Origin of the sequence: Streptomyces sp. NPDC093111 (assembly GCF_040683955.1) — a bacterium.
GTDB lineage: Bacteria > Actinomycetota > Actinomycetes > Streptomycetales > Streptomycetaceae > Streptomyces.
This window is the reverse complement of sequence record NZ_JBFBNW010000014.1, coordinates 164,112-188,590: the sequence shown is the minus strand read 5'-3', so window position 1 is coordinate 188,590 and position 24,479 is coordinate 164,112. Positions and strand designations below refer to the sequence as shown.

At 72.7% G+C, this 24,479-nt stretch carries 25 protein-coding genes and 1 tRNA gene; 11 read left to right on the top strand and 15 right to left on the bottom strand.

The window, feature by feature from the left end:
* Window positions 1-42: 42 nt before the first annotated feature.
* The 3 genes from AB0Q96_RS25305 to AB0Q96_RS25295 are packed head-to-tail and all read left to right on the top strand — an operon-like array spanning window position 43 to window position 3,205.
* Window positions 43-816, top strand: coding sequence for an SDR family oxidoreductase (locus AB0Q96_RS25305; protein WP_365329170.1), 774 nt, complete (start codon window positions 43-45; stop codon window positions 814-816).
* Entirely contained in the window at window positions 813-2,582 is a 1,770-nt protein-coding gene (locus tag AB0Q96_RS25300) for an AMP-binding protein (RefSeq protein WP_365329168.1), read from the top strand. The genes AB0Q96_RS25305 and AB0Q96_RS25300 overlap by 4 nt, the downstream gene beginning before the upstream one ends.
* Window positions 2,583-2,611: 29 nt before the next feature.
* Window positions 2,612-3,205 (top strand): TetR/AcrR family transcriptional regulator, encoded by a 594-nt coding sequence (locus AB0Q96_RS25295; RefSeq protein ID WP_365329167.1) that lies wholly within the window; start codon window positions 2,612-2,614, stop codon window positions 3,203-3,205.
* Between the two features lie 15 nt (window positions 3,206-3,220).
* Here AB0Q96_RS25295 and AB0Q96_RS25290 read toward each other — a convergent pair whose 3' ends face one another.
* The 9 genes from AB0Q96_RS25290 to AB0Q96_RS25250 form a co-directional block, all read right to left on the bottom strand.
* Entirely contained in the window at window positions 3,221-4,435 is a 1,215-nt protein-coding gene (locus AB0Q96_RS25290; RefSeq protein ID WP_365329165.1) for an acyl-CoA dehydrogenase family protein, read from the bottom strand.
* Window positions 4,436-4,441: 6 nt separating this feature from the next.
* Window positions 4,442-5,479: a phosphotransferase family protein gene (locus AB0Q96_RS25285; protein ID WP_365329163.1), complete on the bottom strand. Its 1,038-nt coding sequence runs from the start codon at window positions 5,477-5,479 to the stop codon at window positions 4,442-4,444.
* A gap of 155 nt (window positions 5,480-5,634) precedes the next feature.
* Window positions 5,635-6,546, bottom strand: coding sequence for an MBL fold metallo-hydrolase (locus tag AB0Q96_RS25280; RefSeq protein ID WP_365329161.1), 912 nt, complete (start codon window positions 6,544-6,546; stop codon window positions 5,635-5,637).
* A gap of 97 nt (window positions 6,547-6,643) precedes the next feature.
* Window positions 6,644-6,940 carry a hypothetical protein gene (locus AB0Q96_RS25275; RefSeq protein WP_365329159.1) on the bottom strand — a complete coding sequence of 99 codons (297 nt, stop codon included), beginning with the start codon at window positions 6,938-6,940 and terminating at the stop codon, window positions 6,644-6,646.
* Between the two features lie 121 nt (window positions 6,941-7,061).
* Window positions 7,062-7,394 carry a DUF202 domain-containing protein gene (locus AB0Q96_RS25270; RefSeq protein WP_365329156.1) on the bottom strand — a complete coding sequence of 111 codons (333 nt, stop codon included), beginning with the start codon at window positions 7,392-7,394 and terminating at the stop codon, window positions 7,062-7,064.
* Entirely contained in the window at window positions 7,391-7,786 is a 396-nt protein-coding gene (locus tag AB0Q96_RS25265; protein ID WP_132914678.1) for a DUF202 domain-containing protein, read from the bottom strand. The genes AB0Q96_RS25270 and AB0Q96_RS25265 overlap by 4 nt, the downstream gene beginning before the upstream one ends.
* Window positions 7,787-7,995: 209 nt before the next feature.
* Window positions 7,996-8,511 carry an NUDIX domain-containing protein gene (locus AB0Q96_RS25260; RefSeq protein WP_365329154.1) on the bottom strand — a complete coding sequence of 172 codons (516 nt, stop codon included), beginning with the start codon at window positions 8,509-8,511 and terminating at the stop codon, window positions 7,996-7,998.
* Between the two features lie 40 nt (window positions 8,512-8,551).
* On the bottom strand, window positions 8,552-9,343 hold the full coding sequence (locus tag AB0Q96_RS25255; protein WP_365329152.1) for a glucose 1-dehydrogenase: 792 nt from the start codon (window positions 9,341-9,343) through the stop codon (window positions 8,552-8,554).
* The gene (locus AB0Q96_RS25250; protein WP_365329150.1) at window positions 9,340-10,002 is read right to left on the bottom strand and encodes a helix-turn-helix domain-containing protein; all 663 of its coding nucleotides are present in this window, start codon (window positions 10,000-10,002) and stop codon (window positions 9,340-9,342) included. Before AB0Q96_RS25250 ends, AB0Q96_RS25255 begins: the two co-directional genes overlap by 4 nt.
* Window positions 10,003-10,117: 115 nt before the next feature.
* Here AB0Q96_RS25250 and AB0Q96_RS25245 point away from each other — a divergent pair, with 115 nt between their 5' ends.
* The gene (locus AB0Q96_RS25245) at window positions 10,118-11,779 is read left to right on the top strand and encodes an FAD-binding dehydrogenase (protein ID WP_365329148.1); all 1,662 of its coding nucleotides are present in this window, start codon (window positions 10,118-10,120) and stop codon (window positions 11,777-11,779) included.
* Between the two features lie 140 nt (window positions 11,780-11,919).
* On the opposite strand, the gene AB0Q96_RS25240 is transcribed toward AB0Q96_RS25245, so the two are convergent.
* On the bottom strand, window positions 11,920-13,317 hold the full coding sequence (locus AB0Q96_RS25240) for a gluconate:H+ symporter (protein WP_365329146.1): 1,398 nt from the start codon (window positions 13,315-13,317) through the stop codon (window positions 11,920-11,922).
* A 63-nt stretch (window positions 13,318-13,380) separates the two neighbouring features.
* Entirely contained in the window at window positions 13,381-13,914 is a 534-nt protein-coding gene (locus AB0Q96_RS25235) for a gluconokinase (RefSeq protein ID WP_365329144.1), read from the bottom strand.
* Between the two features lie 147 nt (window positions 13,915-14,061).
* On the opposite strand from AB0Q96_RS25235, the gene AB0Q96_RS25230 reads away from it, so the two are divergent.
* Together AB0Q96_RS25230 and AB0Q96_RS25225 are read left to right on the top strand one after the other, a co-directional pair.
* The gene (locus tag AB0Q96_RS25230) at window positions 14,062-14,763 is read left to right on the top strand and encodes an FCD domain-containing protein (protein WP_365329142.1); all 702 of its coding nucleotides are present in this window, start codon (window positions 14,062-14,064) and stop codon (window positions 14,761-14,763) included.
* A gap of 164 nt (window positions 14,764-14,927) precedes the next feature.
* On the top strand, window positions 14,928-16,394 hold the full coding sequence (locus AB0Q96_RS25225) for an amino acid permease (protein ID WP_365329140.1): 1,467 nt from the start codon (window positions 14,928-14,930) through the stop codon (window positions 16,392-16,394).
* Between the two features lie 150 nt (window positions 16,395-16,544).
* On the opposite strand, the gene phsA is transcribed toward AB0Q96_RS25225, so the two are convergent.
* Complete coding sequence (phsA, locus tag AB0Q96_RS25220) at window positions 16,545-18,398, bottom strand: O-aminophenol oxidase PhsA (RefSeq protein ID WP_365329138.1); 1,854 nt, start codon at window positions 18,396-18,398, stop codon at window positions 16,545-16,547.
* A 140-nt stretch (window positions 18,399-18,538) separates the two neighbouring features.
* On the opposite strand from phsA, the gene AB0Q96_RS25215 reads away from it, so the two are divergent.
* Both AB0Q96_RS25215 and AB0Q96_RS25210 read left to right on the top strand, forming a co-directional pair.
* Window positions 18,539-19,624: an S-(hydroxymethyl)mycothiol dehydrogenase gene (locus AB0Q96_RS25215; protein ID WP_365329136.1), complete on the top strand. Its 1,086-nt coding sequence runs from the start codon at window positions 18,539-18,541 to the stop codon at window positions 19,622-19,624.
* Window positions 19,624-20,253 carry an MBL fold metallo-hydrolase gene (locus AB0Q96_RS25210; protein ID WP_365329134.1) on the top strand — a complete coding sequence of 210 codons (630 nt, stop codon included), beginning with the start codon at window positions 19,624-19,626 and terminating at the stop codon, window positions 20,251-20,253. Before AB0Q96_RS25215 ends, AB0Q96_RS25210 begins: the two co-directional genes overlap by 1 nt.
* Here the strand turns inward: AB0Q96_RS25210 and AB0Q96_RS25205 are convergent.
* Window positions 20,237-21,166, bottom strand: a complete 930-nt coding sequence (locus AB0Q96_RS25205) for an RluA family pseudouridine synthase (RefSeq protein ID WP_365329131.1) — start codon at window positions 21,164-21,166, stop codon at window positions 20,237-20,239. The two genes, AB0Q96_RS25210 and AB0Q96_RS25205, sit on opposite strands and share 17 nt — an antisense overlap.
* Window positions 21,167-21,241: 75 nt before the next feature.
* Window positions 21,242-21,329: transfer RNA gene (locus tag AB0Q96_RS25200), tRNA-Leu, on the bottom strand.
* A 208-nt stretch (window positions 21,330-21,537) separates the two neighbouring features.
* On the opposite strand from AB0Q96_RS25200, the gene AB0Q96_RS25195 reads away from it, so the two are divergent.
* The 3 genes from AB0Q96_RS25195 (at window position 21,538) to AB0Q96_RS25185 (ending at window position 24,214) form a co-directional block, all read left to right on the top strand.
* Window positions 21,538-22,863: a M20/M25/M40 family metallo-hydrolase gene (locus AB0Q96_RS25195; protein ID WP_365329130.1), complete on the top strand. Its 1,326-nt coding sequence runs from the start codon at window positions 21,538-21,540 to the stop codon at window positions 22,861-22,863.
* Window positions 22,864-23,021: 158 nt separating this feature from the next.
* Complete coding sequence (gene chpH / locus AB0Q96_RS25190) at window positions 23,022-23,255, top strand: chaplin ChpH (RefSeq protein ID WP_132914664.1); 234 nt, start codon at window positions 23,022-23,024, stop codon at window positions 23,253-23,255.
* 119 nt (window positions 23,256-23,374) lie between these two features.
* The gene (locus AB0Q96_RS25185) at window positions 23,375-24,214 is read left to right on the top strand and encodes a chaplin (protein WP_365329128.1); all 840 of its coding nucleotides are present in this window, start codon (window positions 23,375-23,377) and stop codon (window positions 24,212-24,214) included.
* 49 nt (window positions 24,215-24,263) lie between these two features.
* Here AB0Q96_RS25185 and AB0Q96_RS25180 read toward each other — a convergent pair whose 3' ends face one another.
* Window positions 24,264-24,452: a DUF5703 family protein gene (locus AB0Q96_RS25180; RefSeq protein WP_125749393.1), complete on the bottom strand. Its 189-nt coding sequence runs from the start codon at window positions 24,450-24,452 to the stop codon at window positions 24,264-24,266.
* Between the last annotated feature and the right edge of the window lie 27 nt (window positions 24,453-24,479).

Here is a 24,479-nt window from a genome sequence, read left to right as displayed (position 1 = left end):
GTTAGTCTGCCCGCACGACCGCTACGGAGAGGTGGACCGCCGATGAGTACGGTGCAGGGCGTGGAGGGGGCCGCGGTGGTCGTCACCGGCGCGGGCGGCGGCATCGGCGCCGCACTCGCCCGCAGGTTCGCCGCCGACGGGGCCCGGGTCGTCGTCAACGACCTCGACCCCGGCCGCACCCAGGCCGTCGCCGACGAGATCGGCGCCCTCGCCGTCCCCGGCGACGCCTCCGGCATCGTCGAGGAGGCCCGCGCCGCGCTCGGCGGCACCGTGGACGTCTGGTGCGCCAACGCCGGACTCGCCTCGCCCGGCGACGCCTTCGCCGACGAGGAGGTCTGGGCCGCCGCCTGGGACGTCAACGTCATGGCCCACGTCCGCGCCGCCCGCGCGCTGCTGCCCGACTGGCTGGAGCGCGGCACCGGCCGCTTCGTCTCCACCGTCTCCGCCGCCGGACTGCTCACGATGATCGGCGCCGCCCCGTACAGCGTCTCCAAGCACGGCGCGTACGCCTTCGCCGAATGGCTCTCGCTGACCTACCGGCACCACGGCCTCAAGGTCCACGCGATCTGCCCGCAGGGGGTGCGTACGGACATGCTCACCGCCTCCGGAACCGCCGGCGAACTCGTCCTCGCCCCCACCGCCATCGAGCCCGAGGACGTCGCCGACGCCCTCTTCGACGCCATGGCCGCCGACCGCTTCCTCGTCCTGCCGCACCCCGAGGTCGCCGACTACTACCGGGCCCGGGCGACCGAGCCCGAACGGTGGCTGGGCAATATGAACCACATCCAGCGGAAGTGGGAAGGGGCGGGCGCATGAGCACGAGCCGGCAGGAGCGGGAGCAGGGGCAGCCGGGACAGCAGGGCCAGCCGGGGCAGCAGGGCCAGTCAGAGCAGCCGGGCCCCGAGTCGTACGGCAGCGGCGGTACGGGGTCGATCTACGCCGCCAAGCCCTGGCTCGGGCGGCTCAGCGCGGCCCAGCGGGCCCCGATCAGCCCGCCCCCCACCACCCTGCACGCCTTCCGTGCCGCCGCCGCCCGCACCCCGGACCATCCGGCCCTCGCCTACTTCGACGGCCGGGTCTCCTACCGCGAGGCCGACGCCCTCTCCGACTCCGTCGCCGGACACCTGGCCGCCCGGGGCGTCGGGCGCGGCGACCGGGTCGCGGTGATGCTCCAGAACAGCCCGCACTTCGTCCTCGCCCTCCTCGGCGCCTGGAAGGCGGGCGCCACCGTCGTCCCGCTCAACCCGATGTACAAGGCGGGCGAGGTCGGCCACGCCCTGAGGGACTCCGGCGCCACCGCCCTGGTCTGCTCCGACCGCGCCTGGGACGCCTACCTCCGCGAGACCGCCGCCGAGGCCGGCGTCCGGATCGCCCTCACCGCGTACGAGCGCGAGCTCCAGACCCGCGACGACCCCCGCGTCCTCGGCTTCGACCGGGTCGCGGCCGACGCCCTGCGGGGCGCGGAGGACCTCCTCTCGGTCGCCCGCGCCGGACACCCGGCCCCGGAGGGACGCGAGCCGGCCACCGACGACCTCGCCCTGATCAGCTACACCTCCGGCACCAGCGGCACCCCCAAGGGCGCCCTCAACCTGCACCGGGGCATCGTCCACAACGCCGAACGGCAGCGCGCCGGCCACCCCGTCCCCGAGGGCGCCGTCTACTTCGCCCTCGCCCCGCTCTTCCACATCACCGGACTCGTCTGCGAGCTCGGCGCCTGCTTCGCCAACGGCGGCACCCTCGCCCTCGCCTACCGCTTCGAGTCCGGGGTCGTCCTCGACGCCTTCCTGGAGCACCGGCCCGCCTACACCGTCGGCCCCTCCACCGCCTACATGGCGCTCGCCGCCCACCCGGCCGCCACCCCCGGCCACTTCTCCTCGTTCCTCGTGATGTCCTCGGGCGGCGCGCCCGTGCCGCCCGCGCTCGTCGAGAAGTTCCGTGCCGGCTTCGGCCCGTACCTGCGCAACGGCTACGGCCTCACCGAGTGCACCGCCCCCTGCGCCTCCGTGCCGCCGCAGTCCGAGGCGCCCGTCGACCCGGCCTCCGGCACGCTCTCGGTGGGCGTCCCCGGGCCCGACACCGTCGTGCGGATCCTGGACGAGACCGGCGCCGAGGTCCCGTTCGGCGAGCAGGGCGAGATCGCCGTCCGCGGCCCCCAGGTCGTCCCCGGCTACTGGCGCCTGCCCGAGGCCACCGCGGCGACCTTCCCCGACGGGGAGCTGCGCACCGGCGACATCGGCTTCATGGACGCGGACGGCTGGCTGTACGTCGTCGACCGCAAGAAGGACATGATCAACGCCTCCGGGTTCAAGGTCTGGCCGCGCGAGGTCGAGGACGTCCTCTACACCCACCCGGCCGTCCGCGAGGCCGCCGTCGTCGGCGTGCCCGACGCCTACCGCGGCGAGACGGTCAAGGCGTACGTGAGCCTGCGGCCCGGCGCCGATGCGGGCCCCGCCGAGCTCTCCGCCTACTGTGAGCAGCGGCTCGCCGCGTACAAGTACCCGCGCGAGGTCGAGATCCTGGCGGAGCTCCCCAAGACGACAAGTGGGAAGATCCTCAGGCGGGACCTGCGGTCCCGGAAGTGAGCACCGGCATGGACGAAAGAAGGCGGAGCATGGCCAGGACGACGGACGGCAACGGGGTCCCCGTCCCCCAGAGGCTCCTCGCCGCCGCCACCCGGCTCTTCGCGGAGCACGGCTACGACCGGACCTCCGTCCAGGAGATCGTGGAGGCGGCGGGCGTCACCAAGGGTGCCCTCTACCACTACTTCGGCTCCAAGGAGGACCTGCTCCAGGAGGTCTACTCCCGGGTGCTCCGCCTCCAGCAGGAGCGGCTGGACGCCTTCGCGGGCGCCGACGCCCCGGTGGAGCTGCGGCTGCGGGACGCCGCCGCCGACGTCGTCGTCACGACGATCGAGAACCTCGACGACGCCGCCATCTTCTTCCGCTCCATGCACCACCTCAGCCCGGAGAAGAACAAGCAGGTCCGGGCCGAGCGGCGCCGCTACCACGAGCGGTTCCGCGCCCTGATCGAGGAGGGCCAGCAGTCCGGGGTGTTCTCCTCGGCGACCCCCGCCGACCTGGTCGTCGACTACCACTTCGGGTCGGTCCACCACCTGTCGACGTGGTACCGCCCCGACGGTCCGCTCACCCCGCAGCAGGTGGCCGACCAGCTGGCCGACCTCCTGCTGCGGGCGCTGCGCCCGTAGTCCGTTCCGGCGGGGTCAGAGGTACTTCTTCAGCTCCCGGCGGGCCAGCGACCGCTGGTGCACCTCGTCGGGGCCGTCCGCCAGCCTCAGGGTGCGCGCCCCGGCCCACAGTTCGGCCAGCGGGAAGTCCTGGGAGACCCCGCCGGCGCCGTGCACCTGGACGGCCCTGTCGATGATGTCGACCACCGCGCGCGGGGTGGCGATCTTGATCGCCTGGATCTCGGTGTGCGCGCCCCGGTTGCCGACGGTGTCCATCAGCCAGGCCGTCTTGAGGACGAGCAGCCGCAGCTGCTCGACCGTCACCCGGGCGTCCGCGATCCAGTTCTGCACGACGCCCTGCTGGGCGATGGCCTTGCCGAACGCGGTGCGGGAGACCGCGCGCCGGCACATCAGCTCGATGGCCCGCTCGGCCATGCCGATCAGCCGCATGCAGTGGTGGATCCGGCCGGGGCCGAGCCGGGCCTGGGCGATGGCGAAGCCGCCGCCCTCCTCGCCGATCAGGTTCGCGGCCGGGACCCGGGCCCCGTCGAAGAGCACCTCGGCGTGGCCGCCGTGGGAGTGGTCCTCGTAGCCGTACACCCGCATCGCGCGGCGCACCTCGACGCCGGGGGTGTCGCGCGGCACCAGGATCATCGACTGCTGGCGGCGCGGGTCGGCGCCGTCCGGGTCGGTCTTGCCCATGACGATGAGGATCCGGCAGTCGGGGTTCATCGCCCCGGAGATGTACCACTTGCGCCCGTCGATCACGTACGAGTCGCCGTCCCGCCGGATCCGGGTCTCGATGTTGGTGGCGTCGGAGGAGGCCACCTCGGGCTCGGTCATGGCGAACGCCGAGCGGATCTCGCCGGCGAGCAGCGGCTCCAGCCACTGCTTCCGCTGAGCCTCGTCGCCGAACTGGGCGAGCACCTCCATGTTCCCGGTGTCGGGGGCGGCGCAGTTGAGGGCGGTGGGGGCCAGCTGGGGGCTGCGGCCGGTGATCTCGGCGAGCGGGGCGTACTGGAGGTTGGTGAGCCCCGCCCCGTACTCCTCGTCCGGCAGGAACAGGTTCCACAGCCCCTGCCGCTTGGCCTCCGCCTTCAGGTCCTCGACGACCGCCGGGGTGTCCCAGGGGGAGGCGAGCCGGGCGCGCTGCTCGTGGGCGACGGCCTCGGCGGGGTACACGTGCTCGTCCATGAAGGCGAGGAGCCTCGCCCGCAGTTCCTCGGTGCGGGCGTCGTAGGCGAAGTCCATGGCGGGTCAGCCTTCCTGGAGGGTGGTGAGGCCGTGCTCGATGAAGACGGGGACGAGCTCGCCGATGCGGTCGAAGCCGGCGCCGACGGTCTGTCCGAGGGTGTAGCGGTAGTGGATGCCCTCCAGGATCACGGCCAGCTTGAACCAGGCGAAGGCCGTGTACCAGGAGACGGCGCCGGTGTCCCGGCCGGAGCGGGCGGCGTAGCGCTCGATCAGCTCGCCGGGTGTCGGGTGCCCGGCGGCTGACGCGGTGGTGGAGATGGGGGAGTCCGGCAGCTCCAGCGGCGCGCTGTACATGACGAGCAGGCCGAGGTCGGTGAGCGGGTCGCCGAGGGTGGACATCTCCCAGTCGAGGACGGCCTTGATGCGGTCGTCCTCGCCGATGAGGACGTTGTCGAGCCGGTAGTCGCCGTGGACGACGGCCGGCGCGGGCGAGGCGGGAAGGCCCCGGCCGAGCGCGGCGTGCAGTTCGTCGATGCCCGGCAGCTCGCGCCCCCGGGAGGCGGCGAGCTGCTTGCCCCAGCGGCGCAGCTGCCGGTCGAGGAAGCCCTCGGGGCGCCCGAAGTCGTCGAGCCCCACGGCGGCGGGGTCCACGGCGTGCAGGTCGACGAGGGTGTCGACGAGCCCGAGGACGGCCTCGCGGGTACGGGCGGGGCCGAGCGGGGCGAGCTCGGCCGCCGAGCGGTACGGCGTGCCGGGCACGAACTCCATGACGTAGAACGGCGCCCCGAGCACCGACTCGTCCTCGCACAGCACGACGGTCTCCGGCACGGGCACGGCGGTGCTCCGCAGGGCGCTGATGACCCGGTGCTCGCGCTTCATGTCGTGCGCGGTGGCGAGCACGTGCCCGAGCGGCGGCCTCCGCACCACCCAGCGGCCGGTCCCGTCGGTCACCCCGTACGTGAGGTTCGACCGGCCGCCCTCGATCAGCCGGGCGGTGAGGGGGCCGGCGACCAGCCCGGGCCGCTCGCGGTCGAGGAAGGCGCGCAGCCGCTCGGGGTCGAGACCGGGCGGCGGGGAACCTGGCGGCGGGGTGGAGCTCATGCGGGGATACCTCCGGGATCGGCGTCGGCGTTCATGATGACCGACCAGTCGGTATGTCGTCCAGAGGGGGCGGTTCCTTCGCGCGCCGGGCGGTACGGCACGTCCTCACCGGCCGCCCGGCCCGGACGCGGGCCCGGCGACCGCCCGCCGCGCCGTCACGCGTGGCAGGCCACCGGGACCCCGCCGTTCATCGCGGCCATGTCCCCGAAGATCGCCACCGGGTCCAGCGGGTGCCCCTCCGGCAGGCCGTCCAGCTCCGCGTACGCCCGGTGCAGGTTCGCCACCAGACGCTCGCTCTCCCGCCACGCGGCGAACTCGCCGAGCTCCGCGCCCCGGGCCGTCTCCAGCGGCGTCGCCCCCTTCGCGTGGCCCTCCCGGGCCAGCTCCCGCACCCACAGCAGGTACCGCTCGGTCGCGTCGTACGCGGAGGGGTCGGTCACCCGGCCGTGCCCGGGCACCACCGTGGGCGCGTCGAGCGAGCGCAGCAGGTCGAGCGCGCGCAGCGAACCGGCGAGCGAGCCCATCGGCAGGAACGGCGTGCCGCCGTGGAAGACCAGGTCGCCGGTGAACACCACACCGTGCCCGGGGAGATGGACGATCGAGTCGCCCGTGGTGTGTGCCGGGCCGGGGTGGATCACCCGTACCTCCACCTCGCCGACGTACAGCGTGAGGGAGTCCCGGTACGTGAGGTGCGGCGGCAGGATCTCGACCCGGCCGAAGTCGGTCTGCGGCCACAGCAGATGGAGCTGGTGCCCGGCGGCGAGCTGCTCGGCCCGGCAGTTCTCGTGCCCGATGATCCGCGCCTCCGGCCGGAACACCCCGTTGCCGTAGGTGTGGTCGCCGTGGTGGTGGGTGGAGACGATCGTGCGCGGCGCGGCGAGCCCGGCCTCGCGGACCGCGTCGCGCAGCAGCAGGGCCCGCCGCTCGGTGGCGGCCGTGTCGACGAGCAGCGTCTCCCCGCCGTCGCCGAGGAAACCGGCGTTGTTCAGACACCAGCCGCCGTCGGGCTGGACGAAGGCGTGGACGTTCGGCGCGAGCGCGACCACGTAAGGATCGGTGACAGACACAGGAGTTCCCCCGGATGAGAGCCCGACTGGACAGGGGAAGGGTGCCAGTCGGGACGGGTCCGGGGGAAACCGGGGCCGCGCCGCCCGGAGCGCGGGGTCAGTGGTCGTCCCAGTGGTTGCCGTGCTCGGCGTGCCGGTGCCCGTCGTGGGCGTAGTCGACGTGGTCGCCGTGGGGGACGGCGGCGTGCCCGCAGCCGGGCCCGTGCGTGTGGCCGGGATGGGTGTGCGCCACGTGCGCGGTGGACTCGCACTCGTCCCAGTGCCCGGCGTGCTCGCGGTGCAGGTGCCCGTCGTGCGCGTAGTCCGTGTGGTCCCGGTGGGGGACGGCGGTGTGCCCGCAGGCCGGGCCGTGGCTGTGCGCGTGGGTGGCGTGCTCGTGGTGGGTGACGGTCATGGCTCCACCTCTGCGAGGGGTCCGCTGATGACCTCAGGCTAGTCCGTAATGTCCGTTTCTTCAGGTGGGTGCGGGCGCTGCCCGGGGCGCCGACCACGACCAGGCCCCGCCCCGGCCCGCCTCACAGCAGGACCGCCACCCCGAACCCGGCGAACGCGATCGTGCACAGCGCCGCGAGCCAGGCGCTCCGCAGCGACAGCTGCCGGGGCCGCGCCGCGCCGAGCGACTGGATCCTGCGGTGCGCCACCGCGAGGAAGCCGATCCACACCAGGGCCGAGAGCCCCACCGCGAGCAGGCCGGTCGCCGTCACGCCCTCGTGGATCGCCTGCTTGCCCGCGAGCACCGCCGTCACCGTGCACGACAGGGTGGTGCGCCGCCAGGCCAGCCGGGTCCGCTCGGGCTGGAGCCCCGGGTCCCGGAGGGCCGGCCCGCCCCCGTCGCCCGCGCCGGTCACCGTCCGGCCCAGCCGAAGACGACGACCACCACCATCGCGACCGCGACCACCGCCACCGCCAGGCTCAGCACCGCCGGGAACCGGGAGGTCGGCAGGTCCTCGCCGCGCCGCATGGCCCGCTCGCAGCGCACCCAGTGGTTCACGGCGCGCAGGGCGCACAGCACACCGGCCGCGAGCAGCGCGAGCGCGAGCCCGACCCGGACGCCCCAGCGCAGGTCCGGCAGGAACTGGTCGACGGCGAAGCCGCCGCCGATCAGCGCGAGCGCGGTCCGGATCCAGGCGAGGAAGGTCCGCTCGTTGGCCAGGGAGAAGCGGTAGTCGGGGGTCTCGCCCTCCTCCCGGAGCCGCTGCGGCGCGAACCACAGTCGCAGGCTCTGTATGAAGTCGCTCACGCGGGCACCTTATCCGTCGCATGATCACACCGCCCGGCGGCGACCCTCGCGGCCGGCCTCGCCGACCCGCGCCATCGGCCCAGGTCACCCGGCACGCAAGCCCCACCCGCCCTGGCTCACGCGCCCCGGCTCACGCGCCCCGGCTCAGCCCGCCCCGCTCCCTGCGCCCCGCGCCCCGGCTCACCCCGCCCCGGCTCAGCCCGCCCCGCTCACCCCGCCCCGAGCCCCCGCAGCCGCTCGTACGCGGCGAGGCCGTCCGGTACCCACTCCCAGTCGGCGAGCCGTGCCTCCAGCTCGTCCTCCGGCAGGAAGGCGTGCCAGGCGACCTCCTCCACCTGGGGCCGTACGGGCAGCTCGCAGCGCACCTCGTACACGGCCGACCACCACTTGCCGGCGACGCCCCCGGAGTCGTACAGGAAGCGGAACAGCGGTACGGGCCGGGGCAGCCCGGAGACGCCCAGCTCCTCCTCGGCCTCCCGCAGGGCGGCGTCGTCGTAGGACTCGCCCGCGCCCACGACCCCGCCGACGAACATGTCGTACAGCGACGGGTAGACCAGCTTCGTCGGGGTCCTGCGGTGGACGAAGACGCGTCCTTCGGCGTCCCGGACCCGGATGAAGGTGCAGCGATGGATCAGGCCCCGCGCGTACACCTCACCGCGCGGGGCCCGTCCGACCACCCGGTCGTTCTCGTCGACGACATCGAGGACCTCATCGGCAGCGCTCATGCGCCCCATGAAATCACCGGCCGTCGTCAGGTGGGCAGGCTCACTGCCCCATCACGTACTTCACCGTCGGGCCGGTCGTCCAGCCGCCGTCCACGGCCAGCTCCGCGCCCGTCACGTACGACGCGGCGTCCGAGAGCAGGAACACGACCGCGCCCGCGATCTCGTGCGCCTCGCCGACCCGGCCCATCGGGGTGTTGGGGTACTTGCCCTCGCCCTTCTCGATGCCGACGGAGGCCGTCATCGGGGTGTACGTCATGCCCGGGTGGACCGAGTTGACGCGGATCCGCGAGGTGCCGAGCTCCACCGCGCCGATCTTCGTCAGCCCGCGTACGCCCCACTTCGAGGCGCCGTAGCCGGCGGTCAGCGCGAGGCCCATCAGGCCGGCGGCCGAGGAGATGTTGACGATCGAGCCAGCGCCCGCCTCCCGCATCGCGGGGATCGCGGCCTTCATGCCGATGAAGACGCCGGTCAGGTTGATGTCGAGGACCTTGCGGAAGTGCTCGACGGACTCGGTCTCCAGGAGAGCGCCGGTCGAGATGCCGGCGTTGTTCACCAGGCCGTGCAGCCCGCCGAACTCCTCGACGGCGTACGCGACGGCCGCCGCCCACTCCTCCTCCGAGGTCACGTCGTGGTGGAGGAACCGGGCCCGCTCGCCCAGCTCGGCGGCGGTGGCCTTGCCCTCCTCGTCGAGCACGTCGGTGATCACGACGTTGGCACCGGCGGCCACGGCCTGCCGGGCGGCCTCGGCGCCCAGGCCACGGGCGCCGCCCGTGACGATGACGGTCCGGCCGGTCAGGTCGTGCGGGTGGTGCGCGGGGGTGTTCTCGCTCATGAGGGGTCCTTTCGGGGCCTACGGGGGTGGGCGCCGCTCCGGGGCTGTGCGGCCAGGAGGAGCGCCGTGGTGGTCTCGACCAGATCGGCGAGGAAGAGCGCCTCTCCGGTGAGGGGTTCGGTGCCGTCGAGGTACTGCCGGGCCCGGTCGGCCATCGCCGCGCCGACGACGGTCAGCGCCAGGTCGAGGCGTTCCAGACGCAGCGGCTCGGGCAGTCCGGCGGCGGCCAGGCAGGTCTCCAGGCGCTCGATCAGGCGCCAGTAGCAGGTGCCCGCGAGCGTGGGGTGCGGGGAGCGGGTGCGGATCCCGCTCTCGTGGCTGAGCTGCGCGGAGATCCGCAGGCAGCAGCGGCCCCGGTCGGTGCGCAGCTCGCTCGACTCGGCGGTGACCAGCGCGTCGACCAGCTCGTGCAGCTCGACGGGGCCGGCGGCGAGGAGCGGGGCGAGCACCTGTTCGGTGCGCAGCTGGCGGCCGGCCATCACCGTGTCGAGCAGTCCGGCCCGGGAGCCGAAGTGGTACTGGACGGCGGACGGATTGCCCTGTCCGGCGAGTGCCACGATGTCCCGCAGCTGGGCGCCGTCGACGCCCTGGGCGGCGAAGACCCGCTCCGCCGCACGGATCAGTTTGTCCCGGGTCTCGGGCCCTGACGTCCTTGCCATACGTCCATATTAATGCCCGACATTAGAAAACGGGAGGGTGGTCGCCTCCGGAAAGTGGCGGGCAAAGTGCCTCCAACCGTTGACTCGATACATCGGTGTATCCAAGATGCGGTCCATGCCTCCTGCCTACGACGCCGACGTCATCGTCATCGGAGCCGGCCTCGCCGGACTCGTCGCCACCGCCGAGCTGGTCGACGCCGGCCGGTCCGTGATCCTGCTCGACCAGGAACCCGAGCAGTCGATCGGCGGCCAGGCCCACTGGTCCTTCGGCGGCCTCTTCCTCGTCGACTCGCCCGAGCAGCGCCGGATGCGGATCCGCGACAGCCACGCCCTGGCCCTCCAGGACTGGTTCGGCACCGCCGGCTTCGACCGCCCCGAGGACGCCTGGCCGCGCCGCTGGGCCGAGGCGTACGTCGACTTCGCGGCCGGTGAGAAGCGCGCCTGGCTGCACGGCCTCGGCGTGCGCTTCTTCCCGGTGGTCGGCTGGGCCGAGCGCGGCGGCTACGACGCCAACGGCCACGGCAACTCCGTCCCCCGCTTCCACATCACCTGGGGCACCGGCCCCGGCCTCGTCGCCCCCTTCGAGGCCCGGGTCCGCGAGGGCGCGGCCCGCGGCCTGGTCCGCTTCCGCTTCCGCCACCGGGTGACCGGGCTGGCCCGTACCGCCGGCAGCCTCGACACCGTCACCGGCGAGATCCTGGCCCCCTCCGACGCCCCGCGCGGCACGGCCAGCGCCCGCGAGGCCACCGGCGCGTTCACCCTGCGTGCCCAGGCCGTGATCGTCACCTCCGGCGGCATCGGCGGCAACCACGACCTGGTCCGCGCGCAGTGGCCCGAGCGGCTCGGCACCCCGCCCGCCCGCATGCTCTCCGGCGTCCCCGCCCACGTCGACGGCCTGATGCTCGGCATCGCCGAGAAGGCCGGCGCGCACCACGTCAACCGCGACCGGATGTGGCACTACACCGAGGGCATCGAGAACTGGAACCCCATCTGGGCCCGGCACGGCATCCGGATCCTGCCCGGCCCGTCCTCGCTCTGGCTCGACGCGACCGGCAAGCGGCTGCCCGTCCCGCTCTTCCCCGGCTTCGACACCCTCGGCACCCTCGAACACATCATGCGGACCGGCCACGACCACACCTGGTTCGTGCTCGACCAGAAGATCATCGGCAAGGAGTTCGCCCTCTCCGGCTCCGAGCAGAACCCCGACCTCACCGGCAAGTCGGTCCGCGACGTCATCGGCCGCGCCCGCGCGGACGTGCCCGCCCCCGTGAAGGCGTTCATGGACAACGGCGCCGACTTCGTCGTCGAGCGCGACCTGGCCGCCCTGGTCCGCGGCATGAACCGGATCACCGGCGAGGACCTGATCGACGAGACGGCGCTGCGCCACGAGATCACCGCCCGCGACCGCGAGATCGCCAACCCGTTCACCAAGGACCTCCAGGTCACCGCGATCCGCGGCGCCCGCAGGTACCTGGGCGACCGCCTGATCCGTACCGCGTCCCCGCACCGCCTGCTCGACCCGAAGGCCGGCCCGCTGATCGCCGTCCGCCTCAACATCCTCACCCGCAAGTCCCTCGGCGGCCTGCAGACCGACCTCGACTCCCGCGTCCTCACCGAGACCGGCGAGCCGCTGCCCGGCCTGTACGCGGCCGGCGAGGCGGCGGGCTTCGGCGGCGGCGGCGTCCACGGCTACCGCTCCCTCGAAGGCACCTTCCTCGGCGGCTGCCTCTTCTCCGGCCGCGCGGCGGGCCGGGCGGCGGCCCGGGCGGTCGGCTGACGGAGGCCCACCGGACGGAGACCGGCCGTTTCCCGTCGGCCGGTCTCCGTCCGGCCGGCGGGAAACGACCGAGGCCCTGGCGCGCGGATCACCGCACTCCAGGGCCTCGGCAGAGGGAACCTGCTACCGCTCGGTCGCCGCTAGATCACCAGCGACAGCAGCAGCACGAAGACGATGCCGACCACCGAGATGATGGTCTCCATCACCGACCAGGTCTTGATCGTCTGGCCGACGTTCATCCCGAAGTACTCCTTCACCAGCCAGAAACCCGCGTCGTTGACGTGGCTGAAGAAGAGCGAACCGGCACCGATCGCCAGGACGAGGAGCGAGACCTCGCCCGTCGACATGCCCTCGGCCAGCGGGGCCACCAGGCCGGCCGCCGAGATCGTCGCCACCGTCGCCGAGCCGGTCGCGAGCCGGATCGCGACCGCGATCAGCCAGGCGAGCAGCAGGGCCGGGATCGACCAGTTCTCGGAGAACTCCAGGATCATCTGGCCGACGCCGATGTCGATGAGGGTCTGCTTGAAGCCGCCGCCCGCGCCGACGATCAGCAGCACGCCCGCGATCGGGGCGAGCGACTTCTCGACGGTGGAGGAGAGGCGCTCCTTGGTGAACCCGGCCGCCCGGCCCAGGGTGAACATGCCCACTATGACGGCGGCGAGCAGGGCGATCAGCGGGGAGCCGATCACGTCGGTGACCTTCTGCACGCCGTTCTCCGGGTCGTCGACCACGATGTCGACGAGCGCCTTCACCAGCATGAGGACGACCGGCAGCAGCACGGTGGCCACGGTGGCGCCGAAGCCGGGCCGCTTCTCCAGGTCCTCGGAGGGGCGCGTGGGGATCATCTTCTCGGGGGCCGGGATGTCCACCCAGCGGGCCGCGTACCGGGAGAAGACCGGACCGGCGATGATCACGGTCGGGATCGCGACGACCAGGCCCAGGGCGAGGGTGACGCCCAGGTTGGCGCCGACCGCGTCGATCGCGACGAGCGGGCCGGGGTGCGGCGGGATGAGCCCGTGCATGACGGACAGACCGGCGAGGGCCGGGATGCCGATCCGCATCAGCGAGTAGTTGCCGCGCTTGGCGACCAGCAGCACCACCGGGATCAGCAGCACGATGCCGACCTCGAAGAAGAGCGGCAGACCGATCACGGAGGCGATCAGGACCATCGCCCACGGCATGCCGCGCCGGCCGGTCCTGGCCAGGATCGTGTCGACGATCTGGTCGGCGCCGCCGGAGTCGGCGAGCAGCTTGCCGAGGATCGCGCCGAGCGCGATGAGCACGCCCACACCGGCCACGGTGCTGCCGAGTCCGGCGGTGAAGGACTTGATGGTGGCGGCGAGCGGGGCACCCGCGAACGCGCCGAGCGCCAGCGATCCGATGGTCAGCGCCAGGAACGCGTGCATCTTGAACTTGGTGATGAGCAGGACGATGACGGCGATGCCGGCGAGGACGGCGATGCCGAGCTGGGCGTTGCCTGCCGAGGTGATGGGTTCGGCGGCGTCCGCTGCCAGGATCTCGACGCTGAGACTGGTCACGGTGGGGTCCTTGGGGGAAAGGGGGCGGGGGCAGAAAGGGGGGAAGAGGGGACGGAGCCGGGGTCAGCCGGCGAGGCGGCGCAGGGCCGTGACGGCCCGCCGGGCGATCTCCTCGGGGGTGCCGGTCACGTCGACGGCGACGCCCGCCTCGTCCGCCCCGAGCGGCTGCAGGGTGGCGAACTGGGAGTCGAGGAGCGCGGTCGGCATGAAGTGGCCCTTGCGCGCGGCCATCCGCCGCTCGATGAGCTCCCGGTCGCCGGTCAGGTGGAGGAAGACCACGCCGGGGGCCGCGGCGCGCAGCCGGTCCCGGTAGATCCGCTTCAGCGCGGAGCTGCTCACCACACCGCCGAGCCCGGCCCGGGTGTGCGCCCAGCGCCCGATGGCGTCGAGCCAGGGCTCCCGGTCCGTGTCGTCCAGGGGGGTCCCGGCGGACATCTTGGCCACGTTGGCCGCCGGGTGGAAGTCGTCGCCCTCCGCGTACGGAAGGCCGAGCGCCTCGGCGACCAGGGGCCCGATGGTCGTCTTGCCGGTCCCGGCGACGCCCATCACGACGACGACCGGGGGGCCGGCCGGGACGGGCTGGGGGGTGCTGCTCATGGGGGGTGCCTCGCTGTCTTCTTCGACATCGATCCGTCGCGCTCATGAAACCTGTTGGGTACGACGTATTCAAGAGGCTGTGACAAATAAGTCGTACTTATTCTTCCCGGCGTGATCACCTGTGTGATCACGCATAGGCTGGCCACCATGACGACAACGGCCCAGGGGCTCCACCCGCACGTCCTGAACGCCCTGGGCCTCGCGATCACCGCGGGGGAGTACCCGCCCGGCGCCGTGCTGCGCAGCGACGAGCTCGCCGGGCGCTTCGAGGTCTCCCGGACCGTCGTCCGCGAGGTCGTGCGCGTCCTGGAGTCCATGCACCTGGTCGAGTCCCGCCGCCGGGTCGGCGTCATCGTGCTGCCGACCGAGCGCTGGAACGTGTACGACCCCCAGGTCATCCGCTGGCGGCTGGCCGGCGCCGACCGCCCCCGCCAGCTCCGCTCGCTCACCGTGCTGCGCTCCGCGATCGAGCCGGTCGCCGCCGGACTCGCCGCCCTCCACGCCACCCCCGAGCAGTGCCGCGAGCTCACCGAGGAGGCCCTCGGGATGGTCGCCACCTCGCGCGGGCGCCGCCTGGAGGAGTACCTGGTGCACGACATCGCCTTCCACAGGGTCGTCCTCAACGCCTCCGGCAACGAGATGTTCGCCCGGCTCGGGGACGTGGTCGCCGAGGTGCTCAGCGGGCGCACCCGCCACCAGGTGATGTTCGAGGACCCCGACCCGGCCGCCGTCACCCTCCACGTGCAGGTCGCCGAGGCCGTACGGGAGCGGGACGCGGTCCGCGCCGAGGCGCTGACCCGGGAGATCGCGGTCGGCGCGCTCAAGGAGCTGGACGTCCTCGCGCCCTGAGCCGCCCAAGCTCTGAACTAGCTCAAATCGGGGCGTTCAGTGACATCCGCCACAGTCAGTGGCGCCGGTTGCCGTGAGGATGTGCGTGGGCCGTGCCGGGGAGAACCCCCCACGGGCGCGGCCGGGTACCGCACGACCCTCCCCTCACGAAGGCGACCAACTCCATGAGTGACCGCGTCACCGCGGCCGAGCAGCGGACCGCCGTCCCGGCGGCCACCGGTTCCACGGCGTCCCCCCACATCGACGCCGGCGACGCCGGATACCGCAAGGACCTCAAGTCCCGGCACATCAACATGATCGCCATCGGCGGCGCCATCGGCACCGGCCTCTTCCTCGGCGCGGGCGGCCGGATGGCCAGTGCCGGACCCTCGCTCTTCCTCGCGTACGCGGTCTGCGGCGTCTTCGCCTTCCTCGTCGTGCGGGCCCTGGGCGAGCTCGTGCTCTACCGCCCCTCCTCGGGCGCCTTCGTCTCCTACGCGCGGGAGTTCATGGGCGAGAAGGGCGCCTACACCGCCGGCTGGCTCTACTTCCTCAACTGGTCGACCACCGCCGTCGCCGACATCACCGCCGCGGCCACCTACGCCCACTTCTGGGCGATGTTCAGCGACGTCCCGCAGTGGATCCTCGCCCTGATCGCCCTCGCGGTCGTCCTCGCCGCCAACCTCATCTCGGTCAAGTACTTCGGCGAGATGGAATTCTGGTTCGCCATCGTCAAGGTCGCAGCACTCGTCGCGTTCATGCTCGTCGGCATCTTCCTCGTCGTCACCCAGCACGAGGTCGGCGGCCACACCCCGGGCCTGGCCAACATCACCGACAACGGCGGCATCTTCCCCCACGGCATGATGCCGATGCTGCTGCTCATCCAGGGCGTCGTCTTCGCCTACGCCTCCGTCGAACTGTGCGGCGTCGCCGCCGGCGAGACCGAGAACCCCGAGAAGATCATGCCGAAGGCGATCAACTCGATCATGTGGCGCGTCGGCCTCTTCTACGTCGGCTCCGTCGTCCTGCTCGCCCTGCTCCTCCCCTACACCGCCTACACCGGCGACCAGAGCCCCTTCGTCACCGTCTTCGACAAACTCGGCATCCCCGGCGCCGCCGGCGTCATGAACCTGGTCGTCCTCACCGCCGCCCTCTCCAGCCTCAACTCCGGCCTCTACTCCACCGGACGCATCCTGCGCTCCATGTCCCTGGCCGGCTCCGCACCCAGGTTCACCGGCGTCATGAACAACGGCGGCGTCCCCTACGGCGGCATCCTGCTCACCGCCGGCTTCGGCGTCCTCGGCGTCGCCCTCAACTACGTCATGCCCGGCGAGGCCTTCGAACTCGTCCTCAACTTCGCCTCCATCGGCATCATCGGCACCTGGGCCATGATCATGATCTGCTCGCTGCTGTTCTGGCGCGCCGCCCGCGCCGGCCGGGTCACCCGCCCCGGCTTCAAGCTGCCCTGGGCCCCCTACACCCAGCTGATCACGCTCGCTTTCCTCGCCACCGTCCTCGTCCTCATGTGGATGGACGGCGGCGTCGGCCGCACCACCGTCGCCTGCCTCCCGCTCATCGCCGCGGCCCTCGTCGGCGGCTGGTTCCTGGTCCGCGGCCGGGTCCGCGCCACCGAGGGCCACTCCCGCGACTGAGGCCACCCCGGCCACGGGGCCCACCCCCGCGACTGAGCCCACCCCCACGACTGAGCCGATCCCGGCGACAGAGACCCCCCCACGGGAGGAGGCCCCCGCGAGCACGCAGCTCGCGGGGGCCTCGCGCGTCCTCACCGGACCTCCGGCGGCTCAGTGGCCCCCGTGCCCGTGCCCGTGGCCCGCGCCGTGGTCGAAGGGCAGCACCTCCGGCGGCACCACCACGAACGGGCGCATCATCCCCATGTCCTCGTGCTCCAGCAGATGGCAGTGGTACATGAACCGGCCGTACGCCCCGTCGAAGCGGCCCAGCACCCGCACCAGCTCCCCGCCGGGCACCCGGAACACGTCCTTCCAGCCGGCCTCGTTCGCCGGTACCGGCACCGGCCGCGAAGGATCGAACCGCACCGGCCTGCGCGAACCGCCCACCACCGCGTCGAAGCCGTCCGTCGTGTACGCCTCCCGCCCCATCACCTGGAAGTCCGCCAGGTGGATGTGCATCGGATGCATCAGCGGCCCCGGGGCCAGGTTCAGGAACGACCACTGCTCGTACGAGCCCTCGCCGATGGTGAACCCGAGCCCGTCGTTGAACGTCCGGGCCGTACGCCGGTACGTGCGCACCTTGCCGTCCGCCGACTGGAGCTGGATCACCCCGTTCGCCGGCAGCCGCAGCTTGGCCCCCTCGCCCTCCGGGACCTCCTCCATCTCCCACATCTCCGGATGCCCGCCGCCCCCGACCGTCCCCGGCGGCGTCAGCACCACCAGCCGGTGCCCGTGCTCGACGTGCGCGTGGTCGTAGCGCCGGAAGGACCCCGAGAGCACCGGCGGCAGCGCGAAGCCGTCGCAGCCCCCGTCCTCGGCCCCCTCGCCCACCCGGAACTCCATCACCTGCGGATACGGCACGCTCAGCGCCGCGTCCGGCACCCCCGGCTCCCGCCCCGGGGCCTTGTTCACCAGCCGCAGCCGCTGCCCCGCCCGGCCCCGGAAGTCGATCAGCAGGTCGAAGCGCTCGGCCGGGGCGATCGTCATCGGCGCGACCGTCTCCGCGCCCCCGTCGCCCGCCGCGAAGTCGAACGGCACCGGGCGCGGCAGCAGCCCGCCGTCACTGCCGATCTGATGCACCGCCCCCGGCACCGGCCGGTCGTCCTCGTCGACGAGGACCAGGTCGTAGGTCCGCGCGTTCGACGCGTTCACCAGCCGGAAGCGGTACCAGCCGTCCCGCACCTCCAGATACGGCCAGATCGTGCCGTTCACCGTCGTGTACGGGCCGAGGAACGGCAGCCCGACCGGCTTCCCCGTCTCCGGGTGACTGGCCACCAGACGCGTCGTCTTGTGCAGCAGCCGCCCGTTCAGCACCCCGTCGTCGTCCACGTCGAGATTGCGGTCCGCCAGGACCAGCGGCAGCTCCCGCTCCCCGGACGGCAGACCCAGCGCGTCCTCCTCCTCGTCCCGCACCAGATAGGTGCCCATCAGCCCCGCGAACACGTTCCACCGGGTGATGTTCATGGCGTGGTCGTGGTACCACCAGTGCACCGCCTGGTGCTCGTTCGGATACTCCGACAGCTGCGCGCCGCCGAAGCCGACCCCGTTGTCCGTCCACCCGTCGTTGCCGCCGCCGGTCTGCGCCCCGTGCAGGTGCGTCACCGACCAGGCGGGCAGCGCCGCCACCTCCTGGACCGGCTCCACGCCCTCCCGGCCCGGCCGGTTGTGCGGATCCGGCCGCCCCTCGGTCCGCGGCACCTCGACCACGGTCACCGGGTACGCGCTGCCCTGCGGGATCCGGTTGGTCCACGCCACCCGGACCCGCTGCCCCCGCCGCACCTCGATGGTCGGGCCCGGGACGCTCCCCCCGTACCCCCACATCAGCGTGGGCGGCAGCTGCCGGTGCATCCGCACCCACGTCGGACGTAACGCGATCTCGATCTCGGCCGTGTCGTCGCCCGGTTCCGGACGGATCACCGGCGGCACGGTCAACGGGTCCGCGAACGGTTCGAGTTCACTGGTCATGGATTCCCCCTGAGGCTGTGTCATGCCTGCTGGAGGTGGAGACGGCGAGCGGGAGGACGCGGGTTGCGGCCTCCGCGTAACCTGGCCGATATCGTCACATCCGTAACGCAGGTCACCGTTTGGTGGAAGGGAAGTCCACGATGGCGCAGCAGGTCCAGGGGGTCGTCGCCCCCGGCAGGAACGAGCCGGTCCGGGTCGAGACGATCATCATCCCCGACCCCGGGCCCGGTGAGGCCGTCGTGAAGATCCAGGCCTGCGGCGTCTGCCACACCGACCTCCACTACAAACAGGGCGCGATCAACGACGAGTTCCCCTTCCTCCTCGGCCACGAGGCGGCGGGCGTCGTCGAGTCGGTCGGCGAGGGCGTCACCGACGTCGCCCCCGGTGACTTCGTCGTCCTCAACTGGCGCGCGGTGTGCGGCCAGTGCCGGGCCTGCCTGCGCGGCCGCCCCTGGTACTGCTTCGACACCCACAACGCCAAGCAGAAGATGACCCTGCTCGACGGCACCGAGCTCTCCCCGGCCCTCGGCATCGGCGCCTTCGCCGAGAAGACCCTGGTCGCCGCCGGACAGTGCACCAAGGTCGACCCGGCCGTCGCCCCCGAGGTCGCCGGACTCCTCGGCTGCGGCGTGATGGCCGGCATCGGCGCCGCCCTCAACACCGGCCAGGTCGGCCGCGGCGACACCGTCGCCGTCATCGGCTGCGGAGGCGTCGGCGACGCCGCGATCGTCGGCGCCCGGCTCGCCGGAGCGGCCCGGATCATCGCCGTCGACATCGACGACCGCAAGCTCGCCAAGGCCCGCGAGATGGGCGCCACCCACACCGTCGACTCCCGCACCGGCGACCCCGTCGAGGCGATCCGCGAGCTCACCGGCGGCTTCGGCGCCGACGTCGTCATCGAGGCCGTCGGCCGGCCCGAGACCTACCGCCAGGCCTTCTACGCCCGCGACCTCGCCGGCACCGTCGTCCTCGTCGGCGTCCCCACCCCCGAGATGAAGCTGGAACTGCCCCTCCTCGACGTCTTCGGCCGCGGCGGCGCCCTCAAGTCCTCCTGGTACGGGGACTGCCTGCCCTCCCGCGACTTCCCGATGCTGATCGACCTGCACCAGCAGGGCCGCATCGACCTCGGCGCCTTCGTCACCGAGACCATCGGCCTCGGCGACGTCGAGAAGGCCTTCGGACGCATGCACGAGGGTGACGTCCTGCGCTCGGTGGTGATCCTCTGATGACCACCCGCATCGACCACCTGGTCACCTCCGGCACCTTCAGCCTCGACGGCGGCACCTGGGAGGTGGACAACAACGTCTGGATCGTCGGCGACGACACCGAGGCCGTCGTCATCGACGCCGCCCACGACGCCGAGGCCATTCTCGCCGCCCTCGACGGGCGCGCCCTGCGCGCCATCATCTGCACCCACGCCCACGACGACCACATCGACGCGGCCCCGGCCCTCGCCGCCGCCACCGGCGCCCGGATCCTGCTCCACCCCGCCGACCAGCCGCTGTGGAAGCTCACCCACCCCGACCACACCCCGGACGGCGACCTCGCCGACGGCCAGGTCCTCACCATCGCCGGGACCGACCTGCACGTCCTGCACACCCCTGGCCACGCCCCCGGCGCGGTCTGCCTGTACGCCCCCGACCTGGGCACCGTCTTCACCGGCGACACCCTCTTCCAGGGCGGCCCCGGCGCGACCGGACGGTCCTTCTCGGACTTCCCGACGATCGTCGACTCGATCCGGGACCGGCTGCTCACGCTGCCGCCCGAGACGGTCGTCCGCACCGGCCACGGCGACGGCACCACCGTCGGCGCGGAGGCCCCGCACCTGGAGGAGTGGATCAGCCGAGGCCATTGAGCGGGCGGCGGCTCAGGAACCGCCTCGGCTCGCCCGTGACCGGGTCGGTGAACGCCAGCGACCGCGCGAGCAGCTGGAGCGGTCGCCCGAAGTCCTCCGGCCCGTCCCCACGGACCACCGGGTACAGCGGATCGTGGAGGATCGGCAGCCCGAGCGCGTTCATGTGCACCCGCAGTTGATGGGTCCGCCCGGTCACCGGCACCAGCCGGTACCGGGCCAGCCCGCGCGCGTGCGCCAGGAGCTCGATCCGGCTCTCGGCGTTCGGCTCGCCCGGGACCTCCCGGGCGGCCGGCACCCCGCGCTCCTTCTCGATCCGGCTCCGCACGGTCACCGGCAGCTCCACCGCCGGGTCGTACGGCGCCACCGCCTCGTACGCCTTGTGCACCACCCGGTCCCGGAACAGCGTCTGGTACGCCCCCCGGTCCTCCGGCCGTACGACGAAGAGCACGAGCCCGGCCGTCAGCCGGTCCAGCCGGTGCGCGGGCTGGAGGAACGGCAGCCCCAGCTCCCGGCGCAGCCGCGCGAGCGCCGTCTCCGTGACGTGCCGGCCCCGCGGCGTCGTCGCCAGGAAGTGCGGCTTGTCCGCCACCACGATCCGCTCGTCCCGGTACACCACGCCGATCTCGAAGGGCACCCGCTCCTCGGCGGGAAAGTCCCGGTGGAACCAGAGGTGCCGCCCCGCCGCGTACGGCTCGTCCCCGTCGGCCGCCGTCCCGTCCGCCCCGACGAACCGCCCCTCGCGCAGCATCGCCTCGATCCGCCCGGCCCCGACGGCCGCCGCGTACCGGTCAAGGAGATACGCCCCCACGGTGCCCCAGCACCGCTCCGGATCCTCCGGCAGCCGGACCCGCACGGCGTCGATCCCGTGCCGCTGCGGAAGCGGGGAGACGGGAGCCTTGTTCCTGCGTCGCACCGGTCCCACCGCCCTGGACGAGCCCTGAGAAGAGCCCCATACAAGAAGGACCCCACATGATGTGGGGTCCTTCGCTGGTGTCCGAGGGGGGACTTGAACCCCCACGCCCGATAAAGGGCACTAGCACCTCAAGCTAGCGCGTCTGCCATTCCGCCACCCGGACAGGTGATCTCGTCTTCCGGACCGCTGGGCCCTTCCGACGAGGAAAACCATAGCAAACATCTGAGGTGGCCGATCACCACCCCTGCGCGCCCCCCGTCGTGTGACGGGCGCATGTCGGGCGGTGGCCGCCCTTGGGTCCCGAGGGGGGCACGCGGGAGGATGGGGAGATCACCAGTCAGTACATGGGGCACGTAGTGGGAGGAAGCAGCGTGAGCGAGTCGAACACCGGCCGAACCGTCACGGGCGAGGACGAGGTCGTCGACCTCTGTCGTGACCTCATCCGCATCGACACCAGCAACTACGGCGACCACTCCGGTCCGGGCGAGCGGGCGGCGGCGGAGTACGTCGCCGAGAAGCTGGCCGAGGTCGGACTCGAACCGAAGATCATCGAGTCGCACAAGGGGCGGGCCTCCACGGTCGCCCGCATCGAGGGCGAGGACCCGTCCAGGCCGGCCCTCCTCATCCACGGACACACCGACGTCGTCCCGGCCAACGCCGAGGACTGGACCCACCACCCCTTCTCCGGCGAGGTCGCCGACGGCTGCGTCTGGGGCCGCGGCGCCGTCGACATGAAGGACATGGACGCGATGACCCTCGCGGTCGTCCGCGACCGCATGCGCAGCGGCCGCAAGCCCCCGCGCGACATCGTCCTGGCCTTCCTGGCGGACGAGGAGGCGGGCGGCACCTACGGCGCCCGCCACCTGGTCGACAAGCACCGGGGCCTCTTCGACGGGGTGACCGAGGCGATCGGCGAGGTCGGCGGCTTCTCCTTCACCGTCAACGAGAACCTCCGGCTCTACCTGGTCGAGACCGCCCAGAAGGGCATGCACTGGATGCGGCTGACCGTCGAGGGCACGGCCGGCCACGGCTCGATGACCAACAACGACAACGCCATCACGGAGCTGTGCGAGGCCGTGGGCCGGCTCGGCCGCCACCAGTGGCCCGTCAGGGTCACCAAGACCGTCCGGTCCTTCCTCGACGAGCTCTCGGACGCCCTCGGCACCCCGCTCGACCCCGAGGACATGGAGGCCACCCTCGCCAAGCTGGGCGGCATCGCCAAGATGGTCGGCGCCACCCTGCGCAACTCCGCCGCCCCGACGATGCTCGGCGCCGGCTACAAGGTGAACGTCATCCCCGGGCAGGCCACCGCCCACGTCGACGGACGCTTCCTGCCCGGTTACGAGGAGGAGTTCCTGGCCGACCTCGACCGGATCCTCGGCCCGCGGGTCAAGCGCGAGGACGTGCACGGCGACAAGGCCCTGGAGACCAGCTTCGACGGCGCCCTGGTCGACGCCATGCAGCTGGCCCTGCAGGCCGAGGACCCGATCGCCCGCGCCGTGCCGTACATGCTCTCCGGCGGCACCGACGCCAAGTCCTTCGACGACCTCGGCATCCGCTGCTTCGGCTTCGCCCCGCTCCAGCTGCCGCCGGAGCTCGACTTCGCCGGCATGTTCCACGGCGTCGACGAGCGGGTACCGGTGGACGGCCTGAAGTTCGGCGTCCGGGTCCTGGACCGCTTCATCGACGCCTCCTGAGAGCGCGCCCGTCGCGGGCGCCCCCCAAGTAATCGCCCGTGCGTGCGCGGATGACCGGAAAGAGTGAATGCCCCAGAGGGCTCGTAGCCCCCTGGGTTCCCCCTCGTTACAGGTGGTGCGGTCCGCGGCTGGGACCGCATTGCCAACAAGGAGGAATAATGATCAAGAAGGTCGTCGCTGCTGCGGCTGCCACCGGCGGTCTCGTTCTCGCGGGTGCGGGCATGGCCGTTGCCGACGCGGGTGCCCAGGGTGCCGCCATCGGTTCCCCCGGCGTGCTCTCGGGCAACGTCGTCCAGGTGCCGATCCACATCCCCGTGAACGTGTGCGGCAACACGGTCTCCGTGATCGGTCTGCTGAACCCCGCCTTCGGCAACACCTGCATCAACGCCTGACGTTGAGCATCACCCCCTGAGGGTTTGAGCCAAGGCCGGCCCCGGAGTGCGCGCCATGCACTCCGGGGCCGGTGGGCATTTCGCACGAGCCGAGCATGCAGGGAAGCGGGAACACAGCAATGCGACAGGTCACACGCATCACCCGGAAGAGCATCGTCACCGTCGCCGCGGCGGGCGGCATGATCGCCCTCGGCGGCGGTTACGCCCACGCCGACGCGAACGCGAGCGGTACGGCCTCCCACTCGCCGGGCGTCGCGTCCGGCAACAACGTCCAGGTCCCGGTCCACGCGCCGGTGAACCTCTGCGGCAACACCGTCAACGCCGTCGGTCTCCTGAACCCGGCGTCGGGCAACACGTGCGCCAACGCGAGCCGCCCCGGCGGCTACGGGGACTCCGGCGGCTCCGGCGGGTCCTCCGCCCACGGCAGCGCCTCGCACTCGCCGGGCGTCGGCTCCGGCAACGTCGTCCAGGTGCCGGTGGACGCCCCCATCAACGTCTGCGGCAACAGCGTCAACGGCGTCGCCCTCGGCAACCCGGCCATGAACAACGGCTGCGGCAACGGCATCGAGCCGACGACACCGGGACACCCCGTGGAGCCGGGGAACCCGGGTACGCCCGGGACTCCTGGTACGCCTGGGACTCCGGGTACGCCTGGGACTCCGGGTACGCCCGGCACCCCTGGTACGCCCGGCACCCCGGGAACTCCGGGGAACCCCGGTACGCCCGGCAACCCCGGTACGCCCGGTACGCCCGGGACTCCGGGTACGCCCGGCACTCCCGGCACTCCCGGACATCCGCACGGGCCGAACACCCCCGGTACGCACACGGGCGTCCAGGCCCCGCCCAGCGAGGAGCTCGCGCACACCGGCGCCGGTGCGGTCGGGATGGCCGTCCCGGCCGGCGCGGCCCTGCTGCTGGCCGGATCCGTGATCTACCGCCGGGCGCGTCGCACCGCCTGAGCCGCACGGAATCGGCAGGGGCCCCGCATCGCGGGGCCCCTTCTGCGTCTCACCAGGTGGCGCGGATCTGACGGATGATGCGCCGGCGCAGCCGCACTCTGCGGCTGCCGTCCCGATGCAGGCTCAGTCGGTCCAACTCCCAGTGCCCGTACTCGGCATGGTCGGTCAGAAGCCTCGTCGCCTCCTTGCGGGAGACGCCGCGCGGCACGTACACGTCGACAAATTCGTATTCCGGCATCGCATCTATTGTGCGGCCAAGGGCCCG